We start from the raw sequence: 15,785 nt of genomic DNA, 5'->3' as shown, positions 1-15,785 counted from the left end.
GGTTCACGCTCCCCCTGTGCGGCGGCGGGGAGCGGCCGAGCGGGGCGGCGTCGAGCGCATGTGGTCGCGGACCGGCGCGAGCAGGCCGGCGAGGGTCTGGACGTCCTCACGCGAAAGCGGTGCGAACAGGAGGCCGCCGACCACCTCGACATGGCCCGGCAGCACCTTCGCCAGCAGCTCACGCCCGGTGTCGGTGAGGGTGACGGTGATGCTCCGCTCGTCGTCCGGCGAGGGGGCGCGGACGACCAGGCCGCCCCTTTCGAGCAGACCGACCTGGTACGTCAGGCCGCTGCGGCTGTAGACGACGCCGTCGGCCAGGTCGGTCATGCGGTGGCTGCCCGTCGGCGAGTCTCCGAGGCGGGCCAGCAGCTGGAACTGCACATAGCTGAGGTCGCCGGTGTCGCGCAGCTGCTGCTCGACCGCATGCCGGAGCAGGCTCGTCACCTCGATGAGGTCGAAGTAGGCGCCGAGCTGCACCGGGTCGAGCGAGGGCGGTGAATCGGACATGGACGGAGTCTACTGTTTCGAATTCGAAGGGTGGGCGGGCCGCCGCCCCGGCCCGGCTGGTCGCGCGCCGCGACAGGCGGTTGCGCGCCTGCGTGTCACTGAAGCACTTCGGCGCTTCGGCCTGACGTGATCACGGCGCGGAGGGGGAAGGCGATGAGCAGCGCGACAGCGACCATGAGTCCGCTCGCCCACAGCGGTCCGCGGTCCCCGGCCGCGGTGCTGAGGGTGGTCGCGGCGAGGAGGGGGCCGACGGCGGCGCCGGTGTTGAGGGCCGCGGTCGCGTACGAGCCGGCCATGGTGGGGGCTCCAGCGGCCTCGTAGAGGACCCGGGTGATCAGTGTGCTGCCCAACGCGAACGACAGCGCGCCCTGCACGAACACGAGAAGGAACAGGGGGACCGGCTCGTCGGCCAGTACGGCCAGGGCCGGCCAGCCGAGGAGCAGCAGCGGACCGCCGACCGCGACGACCAGCCCGGGGCGCCGGTCGGAGAGCCGCCCGGCGACGGTGACGCCGACGAAGGACCCCGCACCGAAGAGGACCAGTACGACAGAGATCCACAGCTCCCCCAGCCCTGCGGTGCCGGTCACCACGGGGGCGAGGAAGGTGAAGCTCGCGAACGTCGCCGCGTTGACCAGCGCGCCGAGCAGCATCACCAGGAGCAGTCGCGGCCCGGTGAGCTGGGCCAGTTCCGTTCGCAGGGCGGGTCCGTCAGCCGTGTCGTTCTGCGCACGGTGGGCGGGGAGCCCGGCGAGAACGCCGATGGCGGCGGGCAGGCAGAGGGCGGCTACGGCCCAGAAGGTGGCCCGCCAGCCGAGCAACGCGCCGAGTACCGATCCGCCGGGGACACCGGCGACCGTGGCCACCGTCGTGCCCGAGAGCAGCACGGCCAGCGCACGCCCCTTCTTGTCGGGCGGGACCAGAGCGGCGGCAGCCGTCAGGGCGACGGCGAGGAACCCCGCGTTCGCGAGCGCGGCGACGATGCGGGTCGTGAACAGGACCGGGAAGCTGGTGGTGGCGGCGCCCACGGCGTGAGCTGCGGCGAAGGCGAGGATGAACCCCAGCAGGCTGGAGCGCCTGGGCCAGGTGCGGGCGAGCGCGGCCACCAGGGGGGCGCCGACGACCATGCCGACCGCGAAGGCCGAGGTGAGCGTGGCCGCTCCCCCGACGGTGACGTCCAGGTCCGAGGCGATGTCCGGCAGGAGACCGGCGAGCATGAACTCCGAGGTGCCCATGGCGAAGACCGCCAGGGCAAGCAGGTACAGCGGGAAAGGCATCGAGTGGCTCCGAGGTGAGGAGAGGCACGGGGAAGTCTTCTCGTCACCGCGGTCAGCCCCCAGGGGGCGCTCGTCCCACCGCGGATCGCGGCGCGACGAGAGGGTCATTCGCTCAGTGGTTCAGGGGCTGACGGCGTGACCGAAAGCCCCCACCTCGTCCGACTCGGGACTCGACATGGCCGGCACGTTACCCGACCGGAACCCGCCGAGGCACCTCGGTTTCGCCTGGATGACCGTGGTCGGCCGAGGCGCGTCGTCCTGGCCGATATCCCCGGCGGGGACGTGCCGCCGATGAGTTTCCGGTCGTTGCCTGGTCTACCCCGTTAGACGAAGGGAGCGCACCATGCGCGAGGTCATTGTTTGCACGTTCCTGACGCTGGACGGCGTCATGCAGGCGCCGGGTGGTCCGGACGAGGACGCCGAGAGCGGCTTCCGGCACGGCGGCTGGCAGAAGCCGGTGGACGACGAGGAGGTCGGCACCGCCATCGCCGGCTGGTACGAGGACACCGACGCGATGCTGCTCGGCCGCAAGACGTACGAGATCTTCGCGTCGTACTGGCCGACCGCCGATCCCGGCAACCCGTTCACCCACCGGATGAACAGCATGGACAAGTACGTGGCGTCCCGGACCCTGACGTCCGTCGAGTGGCAGAACTCCACCCTGCTGGAGGGCGACGTCGTCGACGCCGTGCGCAAGCTCAAGGCGACCGACGGCGGCAAGATCAGCGTCGTCGGCAGCGGCGACCTCGCCCAGACCCTCATGCGGCACGGCCTCGTCGACGAGTACCGGCTGACCATCCACCCGGTGATCATCGGCACCGGCAAGCGGCTGTTCGCCGACGGCACGGTCCCCACCGCGCTGGAGCCGGTCAGCGTCTCGACGACGAAGGGCGGCACCGTAGTCGGCGTCTACCGGCCGAACGGCGAGCCGAGCTACGACAGTTACTAGGCCGGGGCCGGTCCGTCGGCCGGCTCAGATCCGGGACTTGCGCAGCGAGTGCCACACGGCCCCGGACAGCGCCAGCGTGGACCGCGGGACGGAGAGGTGTTCGTGCTCTCGGTACAGCCTCCAGTTGTGCTCCACCAGCGCCAGCTTGTTCGAGGACAGCGACCCCGCCCGGCCAGCCCGGTAGACCGCCAGCGGTTCTTGCAGGCCCCGGGCGGCGTGCCCGCCCCTCATGATCGACAGCCACAGCGCGTAGTCCTGCCGCTTCGGCATGTCCGGCATCAGCCTCGTGCCCAGCGCCGTCCGGTCGTACATGGCGGTCAGGGCCCCGATGTGGTCCTGCACCAGCATGTCCTTGTAGGTCACACGTTCCCTTGCCGCGACCACGCGCCCGTTGGGCGTGAAGTCGCGGGCCTCGCCCGTGAAGTCGCCGGCGACCTTGTAGTAGGAGGTGAAGGTCAGCGGAGCGTCGCCTGCGGCGGCGAAGGCGAGTTGTCGCTCCAGCTTCTCGGGGAGCCACATGTCGTCGCTGTCCAGGAACGCCACGTACTCTCCCCGGGCCCGCGCCAGGGCGAGGTTGCGGGCCCTGGCGGCGCCGCCCTGCTCGGGTGCCGCCTGCGGGAGCACCCGCTCGTCCTGGCGTGCCAAGTCCCGCAGCAGGTCCATGGAGTCGTCGGTGGACGCGTCGTCGGTGACCAGGAGTTCGACGTCCGTGTGGGTCTGCGCGAGGACGGAGCGCACCGACGCACCGAGAGTGGCGGCCGAGTTGTGTACCGGCATCACCACGGAAACCAGGGGCACCGTCGTGCTCCTCACCCAGCTTGACGACGTGGATCTGCACCGTATCAAGCGGCTCATCGCGCTCCCGCCCCGCCTCCTTCCCCTGACCTGCCGAGGCGTCCGGACTCGTCCCGGCAGCCACCACGCACGTCGGCCGGACTCGACCTGGGCGTCTCCTGGGGTCGGCGGCACGCCCAAGGGGGCACCCACAGCCCACCGGACGGATCGGGTGCGGTCGTGCGCAGGTAGTGGCGCAGTTCGGTGAGCACCGGGTGTCTGTCTCCGGTGCGGAGCAGCAGCGTGTGCGGGTAGGCCGGGGTCGGGTCGCGCAGCGGGACGCGTCGCAGGTCGTGGCTCTGGGGCCACACGTACCGGTCCCCGGCGCCGACGAGGGTGGCCAGCGAGGCCGAATCGGCCAGCGCGTCCATGAGGGCCTCGTCGCCGAAGTTGGGGCCGAGGGCGTCGACGCTCAGTCCGAACTCCTCGGACAGCGCGTCGTAGAACGCCGACCACTCGGTGCCGGGCCGGATGCCCGGAACCCAGATGCGGTGCGCCGCGAGGTCGGCCGGCCTGATCGCGGGAGCGTTCGCCAGCGGGTGGGCGGGCCCGACGAGGAGGTGCAGAGGGGCGTCCAGGATGCGTTCGGCGCTGATGCCGGCGGGGACCTGGTCCGCCGGCAGCGCGCGGAAGGTGGCGTCGATCGTTCCTTCCAGCACGGCCTGGGCCGCCTGGGCCGCGTTCTCCCGGCCCAGGGCGACCACGTCGAGGTCGGTGTCGGGGCGGGAGCGGTAGAAGCGGTAGACGGCCTGGGCCGGGGCGATGCGCCGGTTGAGGACGTCGACCCGCAGGGGCCTGCTTCCCGGCTGCACGGCGTGCTCGGCCCGTTCGACGGCGGTCAGGATCTTCCTGGCATGGGGCAGGAAGACCTGGCCGTCCAGGCTCAGCCGAGACCCGCGCGAGGTCCGCACCAGGAGGGCGACTTCGAGATACCTCTCAAGGGCCGCGATGCGCTTGGACACCGCCTGCTGGCTGATGCCCAGCTCGTCGGCCGCCGCCTGGAACTGCCCGCCGTCGGCTACCGCCACGAAGGTCCGGACCACTTCGACATCCATGTCCAGAGCGTAGCGACACACAACCGGAGGTTGTGGCCGATGCTCCTGAGGTTGTTTGCCCGGGAGGTTGCGGCGTTGGTTCACTCGCGGTGGTCACGGGACGGTTGTCGCGGAGAGGATGACATGAACTTTGTGCAGAAGGTGCAGCGGGCGATCGGCATGGCCGAGCAGATCAACACGCTCGCGTACGCCCAGCAGGCGGAGATTCTGGAGCGGTGGAGCGAACTCACCGGGCAGCCGGTGGACGAGACCTTCCACCTGATCCCGCCCGTCTTCACCGACCACGGTGTGAACATCCGGGTGGGCCGCAACGTCTTCGTGAACCAGGGCTGCCGCTTCAACGACGTCGGCGGCATCGAGATTGCCGACGACGTGATGCTCGGCCCCAACGTCAGCCTGATCACCTCCGGGCACCCGCTGGACCCGGCACAGCGGCGCACCGGGGTCACCTCGGCCCCGATCCGCATCGGACGCAACGTCTGGATCGGGGCGTCCGCCGTGATCCTGCAAGGGGTGACCATCGGGGATGACGCCGTGGTCGCCGCCGGGGCCGTCGTGACCCGTGATGTCCCCGCCCTGACCGTCGTCGCGGGGGTACCGGCGACGGTGATCAAGAAGATCCCCTGTCGGCCGTGACGGCCTGCCCGGCCCCACTCGCGGTGGAGAGCCGGACCCGGGTACAGGCGATCCGGGTACCGGCCCCGACTGCGCGGCGCCCTACTCCCTAGTCCGGCGGCGCCTGGAAGCCGCCGATCCTCGGTTCGAGCAGTTCGGCCAGTCGCAGCGGCGTGCGGTCCTCGTACATCGGCCCGATGAGTTGTACGCCCACCGGCAGGCCCTCGGGAGACCGGCCGGCGGGTACGGCGGTGGCGGGCAGGCCGGGCATGGTGGCCAGACCGGCCCAGACGAGCTGATCGAAGTACGGGTACTCGACGCCGTCGATGTCGAGCCGGCGTTCCCTCGGATCGGGGCCGTGGTCGTGCGGGAACGCGGGAGTGGGCGTGATCGGACACACCACGGCGTCGAACTCGGCGAAGAACTGCCGCCACCCGTGGCGGTGGAGTTCGCGACGGGTGTTCGCCTCGATCCAGTCACGGTGGCTGAACACCATGCCGCGCAGCCGTGCGGCGTCGAGACTCCGGTCGTCCGCGCTCAACCGGGCGGCACGGGTCCGCAGTTCCTCGTACGCCTCGACGGGAAACCGTGCGACGGAACCCGAGAACAGCAACTGCGTGTAGATCAGCGCGGCTTCGGCCGGATCGGGCAGCAGCGGACTGTGCCGCTCGACGCGGGCGCCGCCGTCGGCAAGCGCGTCGGCCACCCTGTTGACGCCCGCCCGTACAGCGGACCCGGTCGGAAGGAACGGATGCTCGTCGAGGACCAGGACCCGGAAATCGCCGAGCCGCTCGTGGCGCGCGGGCGGCAGCGTCACGTCGTACGCCACGCCGAGCGTCAGCGGGTCCGGTCCCGCCATGACGTCGAGCAGGAGCGTGAGGTCGCGGGCACTACGTGCCATCGGACCGACGACGGCGAGGTCCGGTTCGACCGGCAGTGCCTGCGTGGGCGGCGGGACCATTCCGCGCATCGCCGCCAGTCCGAGCGTCGGCTTGTGCGCGTAGACACCGCAGAAATGCGCGGGGGTACGCAACGAACCGGCGAGGTCGGAGCCGATGGACAGCGCGCCGAATCCGGACGCCAGGGCGGCCGCTGATCCACCGGAGGACCCGCCCGAGGTGCGACGGTGGTCCCACGGGTTGTTGGTGGTGCCGTAGATCTCGTTGAAGGTCTGCACATCCTGGAGCCCGAACGGCACATTGGTCTTGCCGAGCACCACCGCGCCCGCGGCCTTCAGCCGTGACACCTGCACCGCGTCCTCGGCGGGCATGTGGTTCCGGTACTGCGGCATGCCCCAGGTGGTGGGCAGCCCGGCGACGTCGTAGGACTCCTTGACCGTCACCGGGATGCCGAGCAGCGGCCGGTCCTCACCGCGGGCGCGCGCCTGGTCGGCGCCGCGCGCGGCGGCCCGGGCACGGTCGAAGTCCGGCACACAGATCGCGTTGATCTCCTTGTCTTCCTGCTCGATACGGGTGATGGCCTCGTCGGTCAGTTCCGCCGAGGTCACTTCACCGGCACGCAGGGCAGCGGCGATTTCGTGGGCCGTCGAGAGTTTCCAGTCCATGAACCGGGACCGTAACGGCCTCCCGGAGAAGCCACGAAACTCCGCTTCGCGCAACGGAGCAGACGTCCCCATACTGATCACGTGACCCACTGACGCAAGGAGCGACCATGCGCTACCGCAAGCTCGGCAGCTCGGACCTGGAGGTTTCGGAGATCTCCCTGGGGTCCTGGCTCACCTACTCCGGCGGCATCGAGGCCGACCGGACCCGTGCCTGCACCGAGGCGGCGTTCGAGGCGGGCATCACCTTCTTCGACACCGCCAACGTCTACGGACAGGGCGCCGCCGAGACGGCCTGGGGCGAGATCCTCTCGGCCCACCCCCGCGACTCCTACGTCCTGGCCACCAAGGTGTACTTCCCGATGTCGGACGACCCGGCCGACCAGGGCCTGTCCCCTGCGCAGATCTCCCAGCAGATCGATGCCTCCCTCACCCGTCTGAACACCGACCACGTCGATCTGTACCAGGCGCACCGCTTCGACCCGTCGGTGCCGGTCGAGGACATCGTCGAGGCGTTCCAGAAGGTCGTCGACCAGGGGAAGGCCCGCTATATCGGGTTCAGCGAGTGGACCCCGGAGCAGATCCGGGCCGCGGTCGACATCGCCGGACCCGACCTGTTCGTCTCCTCCCAGCCGCAGTACTCCATGCTGTGGCAGGCCCCCGAGGCCGAGGTCTTCGGCCTGTGCGCCGCGAACGGCATCTCCCAGATCGTCTGGTCCCCGCTCGCCCAGGGCGTGCTCACCGGCAAGTACAAGCCCGGACAGCCGGTGCCGGAGGGGAGCCGTTTCGCCTCCGCCGACATGGCCGTGTCCAAGGACCTGGTCTACAGCGAGGCCACCCTCGAAGCGGTCCAGCGCCTCGTTCCGATCGCCGAGCAGGCCGGGATGAGCATGCCCACCCTGGCGCTCGCCTGGGTCCTGCGCCGCGGCGAGGTCGCCTCCGCCATCACGGGCGCCTCTCGCCCCGAGCAGGTCCACGCCAACGCCGCCGCTTCCGGCGTCGAGCTGTCCGACGATCTGCTGGCCGCCGTCGACCGGGCGCTCGGCGACGCCCCCGTCACCGAGCCCACCCTCGCCCCCGGCGCCAGGACCGGCATCAGGCACCGCTGAAGCCACCCTCGACGCGCCCATGCCGGAGGGGTGGGCGTTACGCGGGGCTCAGGCGTCCGCGACCCAGCTGCCGTGGAATCCCAGCGGTACCCGGCCGGGCAGTTGGATGCGGGCCAGCGGGTGACCGTCGAAGTCCTGCGCGGAGAGGATCACCAGGTCGGTCGCGCCGCGGTCGGGGTCGTTCACGTACGACAGGACATAGCCGTCGTCCTCGTCGCGCGCGCCGCGCCGCGGGACGAAGACCGGCTCGCTGACCGCCGCGCCCCTGGGGAACCGGTGGACCTGCCTGCGGCCCCGCAGCATGTCGTGCTTCACGAGGTGGTTGCCCAGCTTCTCGTCCGGGCACGCCCCGTCGACGGCGTCGTATGCCCGCCACATCTCGGCCGCGCTCGCCGTGTAGGCATAGCGGTGGCGTCGCGCGACCAGGGACTCGTTGATGCGGGGGAATTCCTGCGGACGGTCGTCCAGCCGAGTGCCGCGGACCCGGTCGGCGCGCAGGTCGATGGTCCACCGGTCGAGTGTGGGGGACCCGGTCGCGGAGGGACCGCCCCTGCCGCGCCCGGCGGCGTAGAACGGCGCGGGGAAACCGATGTACTCCAACACGACCGTGTCACCGTGGTCGTAGGCGTTGAGGGTGTGCGAGTAGTACACCGGGTCGATCTCGAACCAGCGCGTGGTGCCACCGGCGCGCGGCAGCAGCCCGATGCGCATGGGATGCCTGTCGTTCCACACATACGGCACGATCGCGCCGGCCTCCGCCGCGGCACCGTCGAAGGTAATGGGAACGTCCACGATCACGACGTACTTCTCGGTGAGCGCGAAGTCGTGCATCATCGGCGCGTCCGCGACGGGGATCCGCGTGGCCGGCCTCGCCCTGCCGGTCCGGTCGATCATGATGTGCCGCACATGGTCCCAGGTGGGGTAGTACGCGATCGCGTGCAGTTCGTCGGCCGCCGCGTCGTACTTGGTGTGCGCGGCAAGGGGGCCGTCGAGCGTGGAGCGGAAGTCGTACGGGCGCACGGTGCCGAGTTCGCCGTCCAGCTCGTACGGCAGTGGCCCGCCTTCCTGCATCGCCAGGATGCGGCCCTTGTACGGGATCACGTGCGTGTTGCACGCGAAGTCGTCCGGCGGTACCTGGCCCGGGTAGGTCTCCCCCAGCTTCGCCGTCACCTGTGAGGACCGCACCCAGCGGTTGCGGTACCACTCCGCGCGCCCGCCGCGCAGCCGGACCCCGTGCACCATCCCGTCACCGATCATCCAGTGGTGTGCGCGGACGTCCTCGACGCCGAGCGCGTTCGGGCCGTTGCGCAGGTAGCGGCCGTCCAGGTCGCGCGGGATGCGGCCGATGACGTGCAGGCCGAAGGCGGTCAGCTCCTCGGTGACCGGTGCGAAGGCCCCCTCCAGGAACGGGGTGGTCCCGGCCCCGCCGTGCGTCGCGGCTTCGGGAGCCGCCTGTGCCGCGGCGGTGAAGAAGCCGGGCCCGAGGCCGCTCCCCACCACACTGCCCGCTGCCGCCACCGCGGCACCCCTGAGGACGTTCCGCCGCGTGTGACTGGTCATGCTGCTTCCCCGTTTCCTAGGTCGGTGTCCGGCTGTGACCGGATGCGTGGTGACGGGAACAACCCTCCTCCGCCATCGCCGGCGAAGCAGGTGACCCAGGCCCCGAATCAGGAGGGGTGCCGGCACCACCCCTCGGCCGACATGGCGTGTTGAGCCTTCGACATCGTCCGTCGTGCGTCGTCCGTCGCGAGTTCATGCGGCCGGACGCCCGGTACGTATCGTCAGGGCATGACGGGTGTGCAACCGCGCTCGGCCGGGACGGGATCCGCTCGTCCCGGGCAGCGGAGCGAAAAGAGCGTCTCATCGTGACGGACAGTCACGAGGAAAGAAGTCGAGCGTCACGCCGTTGCCGAGGTCGAGGGGCAGGAACGGTCCGAAGGGGGCCCCGATCTTCAGTCCCAGGACTGCGGCAAGGAACTCGGCGGACAGGTGCCGGTCGTGTGCGTAGTCGGCGGTGTGGTTCAACTGGACACCGTCGGACGACAGTTCGGATGCGTGCGGGCGCCGCGGGTCAGTGGACGACGTCGGCACGACGATGGTCGAGGGCTTCCTCGGCGAACGGGGTCCAGGGGTTCCGGCCCGCTACCACCGGCTGGCGCCGGGCGCTAGCGTCCGGGTCGGCTGAGGAGGGTGCGCGAGAAGGGTGCGCGAGGAGGAGCATCCCCACGGCAATCGTCCCGGTGCGCAGCGAGGCGGGCGGCGATTCGTCCCGGGCGTGCGTTGCCTGGGTGTGACACACCCGGGCAGACCTCCGCACCACCGCCTAGCCTTGGGGGCATGGACGACAACCACCTCGGGGAATTCCTGCGCGCGCGCCGCTCCGGACTGCGGCCGCAGGACGTCGGCATGCCGACTCACGGCGTGCGCAGGGTGGCCGGGCTGCGCCGCGAGGAGGTCGCCGTCCTGGCCGGGGTCAACGCCGACTACTACACGCGGCTGGAGCAGGGACGCGAGCGGCACCCCTCACCGCAAGTACTCGACGCGCTCGGGCGCGCGCTGCTCCTCGACACGGACGCTCGCCTCCACCTGCACCGCCTGGCCGGGGTGGCACCGGCCGCCCGGGGCTCGCTGCACGTCACCGAACAGGTCAGTCCCGCGCTGCGTCAGCTGATGGACGGCTACGCCCACACCCCCGCCTTCGTCATGAGCCGCACCCTCGACCTGCTGGCCACCAACGCCCTGACCGACGCGCTCTACGCCCCCTTCAGCCCCGCGGACAACCTGGCCCGCATGACGTTCCTCGACCCGGCGGGCAGGCAGTTCTACCAGGACTGGGACCGGGCCGCGCAGGCCGTCGTCGCCAACCTGCGCCAGGCAGCGGGCTTCGATCCCGAACACCCGCGGCTGGGCGAGCTCGTGGACACGCTCACCGAGCACAGTGCCGTGTTCCGGCGCCTGTGGGCGGAGCACTCCGTGCGCGGCAAGACCCGGGACGCCAAACAGCTCCTCCACCCGGACGTCGGCGCCCTCTCCCTGACGTACCAGTCCTTCGACGTCCGCGACGCGCCGGGGCAGCAACTCGTCATCTACCACGCCGAGCCGGGCAGCCCGTCGGCCCACGCCCTGACCCTCCTCGGCTCCCTGCACGCCGGCGGGCGGCGGACCGCGCCCGACTCCGCCGGGCAGTGAGCCCCGCCGCCGTCGAGGCGGGCGGAGGCTAGGAGCCGGGGCCGGCGGACGCCGTCCGGGAGGGTAGGGCGTCCGCCGGTGTTTCGCCCTCCCAGCGCAGCAGGTCCCCCGGCTGGCATTCCAGTACCTCGCACAGGGCCGCGAGCGTGGTGAACCGCACCGCCTTGGCGCGGCCGTTCTTGAGTACGGCCAGGTTGGCGGGGGTGATGCCGACCCGGTCCGCGAGCTCGCCCACGGACATCTTCCGCCTGGCCAGCATCACGTCGATGTCCACGACGATCGGCATCAGATCACCTCGGACAGCTCGGCCCGCATCCGCGACGCCTCCACGTCCCGCGCGACCGCCTGGGCGAGCAGCATCCGCAGTACCAGGACGACGAGCGCGACGCCGAAGACGGCCAGCCCGGCTCCGCCCAGCAGGAGCACGATGCCCGGGGCGACGGCCTCGCCCGGCGCCAGGACGACCCCGAGTGCGAACACCAGCAGGGAGGCGGCCAGGAACGCGCCGATGATCCGGTGCACGTGCCGGAACGCTGCGAGGGAGAAGACGGTGCCGCGCCGCACCATCGTCACCAGCCGCCACACGCAGACCAGCACGACCTGGGCCGCCACCACGCCGAGCACCACGATCGTGAGGATCGGGACGAGCCGGCCGGAGAGGGCGCTGTCCTCGACGTCGACCGCCTGCAGGACCGCCATCACCGTCTGCACGAACACCGAGCCGGCGAGCAGTGCCACGAGCACGGCGCGCAGGGCGAGCACGGTCAGTTTTCCCATCGCCACTCCTTCGATCGAACCACGATGGTAATCTATCGTTTTTCGATAGGTGAGGTCAAGGCAATACCCCTCGGGGGGCGCCCACGGGTCGCCCAGGGGTCGCCCGGATGCGACTTTCGGCAGTGGTCGGCTGACGCCCGTGGCCCGTACCGTCACCTCGGTGGAGAGCACAACGGCCAACGGCCGTAACGAACCTACGAGGGGAACCGCCGTCCCGCGGTGGACACGTGATCCCGGGACCCTGCTCACCGCGGCCACCGCGCTGACCGCCGGTCTGAGCGCGACGAACCTGTGGTGGGCCGTCCCGACCGCCGTCACCGCGTTCCTCGCGGGGCGGCGGCCCGGGCGGACGGCTCCGACGGCGCTGGTCCTGGTCGCGATCCTCGCCGCCGGTGTGACGGCGCTGTCCGTGGTTCCCGCCTGGCTCCCGCTGGCGGGCAGGTTCGTGACCGTGGTGGTCGCCGCCACGATGCTGCCGTGGTTCGCGGGCCGGTTCTGGTGCCAGTACCGGCTGCTCGTCCGGGCCGGGTGGGAGCGTGCCGATCAACTGCGGCGCGAGCAGCGGCTGATCGCCGACCAGGCCCGGTCGCGCGAGCGGGCGCGCATCGCGCAGGACATGCACGACGTACTCGGCCACGACCTCAGCCTGATCGCGCTGGCGGCCGGGGCCCTCAAGCTGGCGCCGGACCTCGCGGAGCACCACCAGAAGGCGGCGGCGGACATCCGCGCCCGGGCGGCGGCCGCGGTGGACCGCCTCGGCGAGGTGATCGGGGTGCTGCGGGAGGAGACCGGCACCACCGCGCTCGACGCCGACGGCTCCGGTCTCGCCCGACTGACCAGCGAGGCCCGTGAGGCCGGGCTCACGGTGGAGTTGCGGGTCGACGGCGAGCCGGACGGCCTGCCGTCCGTGGCCGAGCGGGCGGCTCACCGGGTCGTGCAGGAGGCCCTCACCAACGTGGTCAAACACGCGCCCGGCGCGACGGCGACCGTCCGCGTGACCCACGCGGCGACGGAAACCGAGGTGGTCGTGGAGAACGGCCCGCCGTCGGCCGCCGCCGGTGAGCGGTCCCGGACCGGTGGCGGTGGGCGTGGCCTGATCGGCCTCGAGGAACGGGTGCGGTTGACCGGGGGTTCGTTCGACCACGGACCGCGCGACGGCGGGTACGCGGTCGTCGCGCGCATCCCGCGCGCACCCTCGCCTCCGCCGTCCGCGCCGCCGCCCGCTCCCCCGGGTTCGCACGGTGACCCCCTGCCGCAGGAGCACCGCAGCGCCCGGCGCCGGGCCGGCCGGACCCTGGTCGCCGCGGTCATGGTGCCCCTCGTGACGGGAGCCCTGCTGAGCGGAGCGCTCGTGGTCTGGGAGACGCTGTCGGCGTCGCGGTCGGTCCTGGACCCCCGCGACTACGCCCGCCTGCACGTGGGGCAACCTCGTTCCGAGGTACGGCGTCTTCTGCCGGAGCGGCAGACCGACCACCGACCACTGACCGACGAGCCGACGGGAGACGGCACGACGTGCGAGTACTACGCGATGACGGCCGACCGGTTCGACGACCGGTCCGGCGACGCCTACCGGCTCTGCTTCCGGCAGGACACCCTGGTGTCCCTGGGCACGGTCACCCCGTGAGGACGCGATGATCCGGGTGCTGATCGCCGACGACGAGCCGATGATCCGCGCCGGGGTGCGTTCCGTCCTCACCACCGATCCGGACATCGACGTCGTCGCCGAGGCCGCCGACGGGCGCGCCGCCGTGGAACTGGTCCGGCGCCATCGGCCCGCGGTGGCCGTACTCGACATCCGCATGCCGGGCGTCAACGGCATCGACGCCGCCGCGGAGATCCGCGCTACCGTGCCGGGTACGGGCGTCATCATGCTGACGACCTTCGGCGAGGACGACTACATCCTCGAGGCGCTCGGCGGCGGCGCCGCGGGCTTCCTGACCAAGTCGGGTGAGCCCGAGGAGCTGATCACCGGGGTCCGCGCGGTGGCCGAGGGCGCCGCCTACCTGTCACCGAAGATCGCGGCCCGGGTCGTCGCCCACCTCGCCGCCACGGGCGCCGGCACGCTGGCCGGCCGGCGTTCCGCGGCCCGCCGCCGGGTCGCCGCGCTCACCGCCCGGGAGGGAGAGGTGCTGGCCCTGCTCGGCAGCGGCCTGTCCAACGGGCAGATCGCCCGGCGCCTCCATGTGGTGGAGGGGACGGTCAAGGCCCACGTGAGTTCCGTCCTGGCGAGGCTGGGCGTCGGCAACCGGGCCGCTGCCGCTGTCGTGGCCCACGAGGCCGGGATCATTCCGCCGCAGCCTCCCCAGCCGTGAGGCCGTCCGCTCGGCACGGGGCAGCAGCGCGAGGAGCACCGCCGCCACGACGGCGCCGCCGAGTACCGCACCGGCGAGCACATCGTGCGGATAGTGCACGCCCACCAGCACGCGCAGCAGCGCGGCCGCCCCGGCCAGCGGCAGCGTGATCACGCCAAGCCGGGGGCGCAGCACGGCGAGACCGACGGCCAGCCCCGCGGCGAGGGTGGCGTGGTTGCTCGGGAACGACCAGTCCCCCAGCCCCGGGCACTCCGCGACCGTCTCGGCCCCCGCGCCGAGCGCACGGCACGGACGCTCCTCGTCCACCACGAGCTTCAGCGCTTCACTCACCGCGTAGGCCGCGACGGTGCCCAGGCCGGTCAGTACCGTCCCGGCGACCACTCGTGCGTCCTTGCGGCGCACCGCCGTCCACCACACCAGGAGCAGCAGCACTCCGAGGATCACCAACGTGGCCTCGGTGGCCGCCTCCAGGGCGGACCCCGTCCACGACGGCGCGTCCGCCAACGCCCCCGTCACCGACCGGTACGCGGACGCCGAAGCACCACCGGTCACCTCGACGGCGCCGGCCCTACCCAGCCCGCCGGGTGACAGCCACGCCACCACCCCCGCTCCCGCTCCCAGGGCGGCGGGCACACCGAGCGCCCGACCGGCGGCCCGGACCTTCCTTCGCTGTTCTCGTTCCATGAGCCCGAACGTAGGAGCGCGTACGACCGGAAACCCGCGCCGAACGGCAACACCCGCCTCTGACGATCGTCAGGGTTGACACGGCTCCGGGGCTGTTAGCCTTCGCGCATGTCAGCCCTGGGACCCGTCGCCTGGCCGCCCGCGCCGATCAGGACGGAGAGGCTCGTGCTCCGTGAGCCCGAGGCCCGGGACCGTGCGGCGTTCGTCGAGCTGCTGGCGTCGCCGGAGGTGCACACCTATCTCGGCGGCCCCCGGCCCCGGGACGAACTCGAGCGCGACCTGCCCGTGGTGCCCGAGCGGTGGCCGGGGAGTTTCGTCGTCGCTCTGGACGGGGTGATGATCGGTCAGATCCTGCTCAGGCGGGCGACGGAGCATCTTCGTCCGGCCGCCGCGGGGAAACTCGATCTCGGCTATCTGTTCCTGCCGCGGGCGTGGGGACACGGGTACGCCGCCGAGGCGTGCGCGGCGGCACTCGACTGGCTCGACGGCGCCCTCCCCGGCGAGCCGGTGATGCTCGCCACCCAGACCGCCAACTCCGGCTCGATGCGCCTCGCGGCGAAGCTGGGGTTCACCGAGGTGGAGCGGTTCCGGGCCTGGGACGCCGAGCAGTGGCTCGGCCGGCGGCCCCCGTCCACGCCGTCCTGACCGTCGACAGCGAGGCGGGAGAGTGCGGCGAGGCCGTGAACAGGCTGCTCGCGGCGCTGCCTCCGGGCAGCTGGCTGACCCTGAGCGACCGCAGGAGTTCGCCGCCTTTCTTGGCCGGGCTCGACCTGGTGGAGCCCGCGTCGTCGCCACGGCCGCCCGGCGCCCGGACGCCGAATGGCCCGAGGAGAACTGAGGGGATCGTCGGCGCCGGCGCGGCATCGCGACCACGCGCGACGGTTCGCCGGGGCGGAGGACCGCTCCTCCGGACGGACCC

Annotated in this window: 15 protein-coding genes and 2 pseudogenes; 7 read left to right on the top strand and 10 right to left on the bottom strand. The window is 72.0% G+C overall.

Annotation, left to right across the window (positions count from 1 at the left end):
* Positions 1 to 3: 3 nt before the first annotated feature.
* Together ACIRGB_RS22490 and ACIRGB_RS22485 are read right to left on the bottom strand one after the other, a co-directional pair.
* On the bottom strand, positions 4 to 507 hold the full coding sequence (locus ACIRGB_RS22490; protein ID WP_403867845.1) for a MarR family winged helix-turn-helix transcriptional regulator: 504 nt from the start codon (positions 505 to 507) through the stop codon (positions 4 to 6).
* A gap of 95 nt (positions 508 to 602) precedes the next feature.
* Complete coding sequence (locus ACIRGB_RS22485) at positions 603 to 1,781, bottom strand: Cmx/CmrA family chloramphenicol efflux MFS transporter (protein ID WP_403867842.1); 1,179 nt, start codon at positions 1,779 to 1,781, stop codon at positions 603 to 605.
* A gap of 343 nt (positions 1,782 to 2,124) precedes the next feature.
* Here ACIRGB_RS22485 and ACIRGB_RS22480 point away from each other — a divergent pair, with 343 nt between their 5' ends.
* On the top strand, positions 2,125 to 2,730 hold the full coding sequence (locus ACIRGB_RS22480) for a dihydrofolate reductase family protein (RefSeq protein ID WP_403867839.1): 606 nt from the start codon (positions 2,125 to 2,127) through the stop codon (positions 2,728 to 2,730).
* Between the two features lie 24 nt (positions 2,731 to 2,754).
* On the opposite strand, the gene ACIRGB_RS22475 is transcribed toward ACIRGB_RS22480, so the two are convergent.
* Both ACIRGB_RS22475 and ACIRGB_RS22470 read right to left on the bottom strand, forming a co-directional pair.
* On the bottom strand, positions 2,755 to 3,528 hold the full coding sequence (locus ACIRGB_RS22475; protein ID WP_403867837.1) for a glycosyltransferase family 2 protein: 774 nt from the start codon (positions 3,526 to 3,528) through the stop codon (positions 2,755 to 2,757).
* 53 nt (positions 3,529 to 3,581) lie between these two features.
* Positions 3,582 to 4,619: a LysR family transcriptional regulator gene (locus tag ACIRGB_RS22470; RefSeq protein ID WP_403867834.1), complete on the bottom strand. Its 1,038-nt coding sequence runs from the start codon at positions 4,617 to 4,619 to the stop codon at positions 3,582 to 3,584.
* Between the two features lie 123 nt (positions 4,620 to 4,742).
* Here ACIRGB_RS22470 and ACIRGB_RS22465 point away from each other — a divergent pair, with 123 nt between their 5' ends.
* Complete coding sequence (locus ACIRGB_RS22465; protein ID WP_403867831.1) at positions 4,743 to 5,255, top strand: DapH/DapD/GlmU-related protein; 513 nt, start codon at positions 4,743 to 4,745, stop codon at positions 5,253 to 5,255.
* Positions 5,256 to 5,343: 88 nt separating this feature from the next.
* Here ACIRGB_RS22465 and ACIRGB_RS22460 read toward each other — a convergent pair whose 3' ends face one another.
* Positions 5,344 to 6,798, bottom strand: coding sequence for an amidase (locus ACIRGB_RS22460; protein ID WP_403867829.1), 1,455 nt, complete (start codon positions 6,796 to 6,798; stop codon positions 5,344 to 5,346).
* Between the two features lie 107 nt (positions 6,799 to 6,905).
* Between ACIRGB_RS22460 and ACIRGB_RS22455 the strand changes: the two genes are divergently transcribed.
* Positions 6,906 to 7,904 carry an aldo/keto reductase family protein gene (locus ACIRGB_RS22455; protein ID WP_403867826.1) on the top strand — a complete coding sequence of 333 codons (999 nt, stop codon included), beginning with the start codon at positions 6,906 to 6,908 and terminating at the stop codon, positions 7,902 to 7,904.
* A 48-nt stretch (positions 7,905 to 7,952) separates the two neighbouring features.
* Here ACIRGB_RS22455 and ACIRGB_RS22450 read toward each other — a convergent pair whose 3' ends face one another.
* Both ACIRGB_RS22450 and ACIRGB_RS22445 read right to left on the bottom strand, forming a co-directional pair.
* Positions 7,953 to 9,464, bottom strand: coding sequence for a carotenoid oxygenase family protein (locus tag ACIRGB_RS22450; protein ID WP_403867823.1), 1,512 nt, complete (start codon positions 9,462 to 9,464; stop codon positions 7,953 to 7,955).
* Between the two features lie 318 nt (positions 9,465 to 9,782).
* Positions 9,783 to 9,995, bottom strand: a pseudogene (locus tag ACIRGB_RS22445) (VOC family protein); the annotation flags it as partial.
* A 246-nt stretch (positions 9,996 to 10,241) separates the two neighbouring features.
* Here ACIRGB_RS22445 and ACIRGB_RS22440 point away from each other — a divergent pair.
* Positions 10,242 to 11,093 (top strand): helix-turn-helix transcriptional regulator, encoded by an 852-nt coding sequence (locus ACIRGB_RS22440; RefSeq protein ID WP_403867819.1) that lies wholly within the window; start codon positions 10,242 to 10,244, stop codon positions 11,091 to 11,093.
* A gap of 28 nt (positions 11,094 to 11,121) precedes the next feature.
* On the opposite strand, the gene ACIRGB_RS22435 is transcribed toward ACIRGB_RS22440, so the two are convergent.
* Both ACIRGB_RS22435 and ACIRGB_RS22430 read right to left on the bottom strand, forming a co-directional pair.
* The gene (locus ACIRGB_RS22435; RefSeq protein WP_403867816.1) at positions 11,122 to 11,379 is read right to left on the bottom strand and encodes a helix-turn-helix domain-containing protein; all 258 of its coding nucleotides are present in this window, start codon (positions 11,377 to 11,379) and stop codon (positions 11,122 to 11,124) included.
* Positions 11,379 to 11,870 carry a DUF2975 domain-containing protein gene (locus tag ACIRGB_RS22430; RefSeq protein WP_403867814.1) on the bottom strand — a complete coding sequence of 164 codons (492 nt, stop codon included), beginning with the start codon at positions 11,868 to 11,870 and terminating at the stop codon, positions 11,379 to 11,381. The genes ACIRGB_RS22435 and ACIRGB_RS22430 overlap by 1 nt, the downstream gene beginning before the upstream one ends.
* Positions 11,871 to 12,030: 160 nt before the next feature.
* Between ACIRGB_RS22430 and ACIRGB_RS22425 the strand changes: the two genes are divergently transcribed.
* Positions 12,031 to 13,494, top strand: a complete 1,464-nt coding sequence (locus ACIRGB_RS22425) for a sensor histidine kinase (protein ID WP_403867810.1) — start codon at positions 12,031 to 12,033, stop codon at positions 13,492 to 13,494.
* 7 nt (positions 13,495 to 13,501) lie between these two features.
* On the top strand, positions 13,502 to 14,182 hold the full coding sequence (locus ACIRGB_RS22420) for a response regulator (protein ID WP_403867807.1): 681 nt from the start codon (positions 13,502 to 13,504) through the stop codon (positions 14,180 to 14,182).
* A 42-nt stretch (positions 14,183 to 14,224) separates the two neighbouring features.
* Here ACIRGB_RS22420 and ACIRGB_RS22415 read toward each other — a convergent pair.
* Positions 14,225 to 14,866 (bottom strand): annotated as a pseudogene (locus ACIRGB_RS22415) (phosphatase PAP2 family protein); the annotation flags it as partial.
* A 108-nt stretch (positions 14,867 to 14,974) separates the two neighbouring features.
* On the opposite strand from ACIRGB_RS22415, the gene ACIRGB_RS22410 reads away from it, so the two are divergent.
* Positions 14,975 to 15,511 carry a GNAT family N-acetyltransferase gene (locus ACIRGB_RS22410; RefSeq protein ID WP_403867803.1) on the top strand — a complete coding sequence of 179 codons (537 nt, stop codon included), beginning with the start codon at positions 14,975 to 14,977 and terminating at the stop codon, positions 15,509 to 15,511.
* Positions 15,512 to 15,785: the final 274 nt, after the last annotated feature.

Origin of the sequence: Streptomyces sp. NPDC102490, assembly GCF_044765285.1 — a bacterium.
Lineage (GTDB): Bacteria > Actinomycetota > Actinomycetes > Streptomycetales > Streptomycetaceae > Streptomyces.
This window is presented reverse-complemented; position numbering and strand designations above follow the sequence as displayed.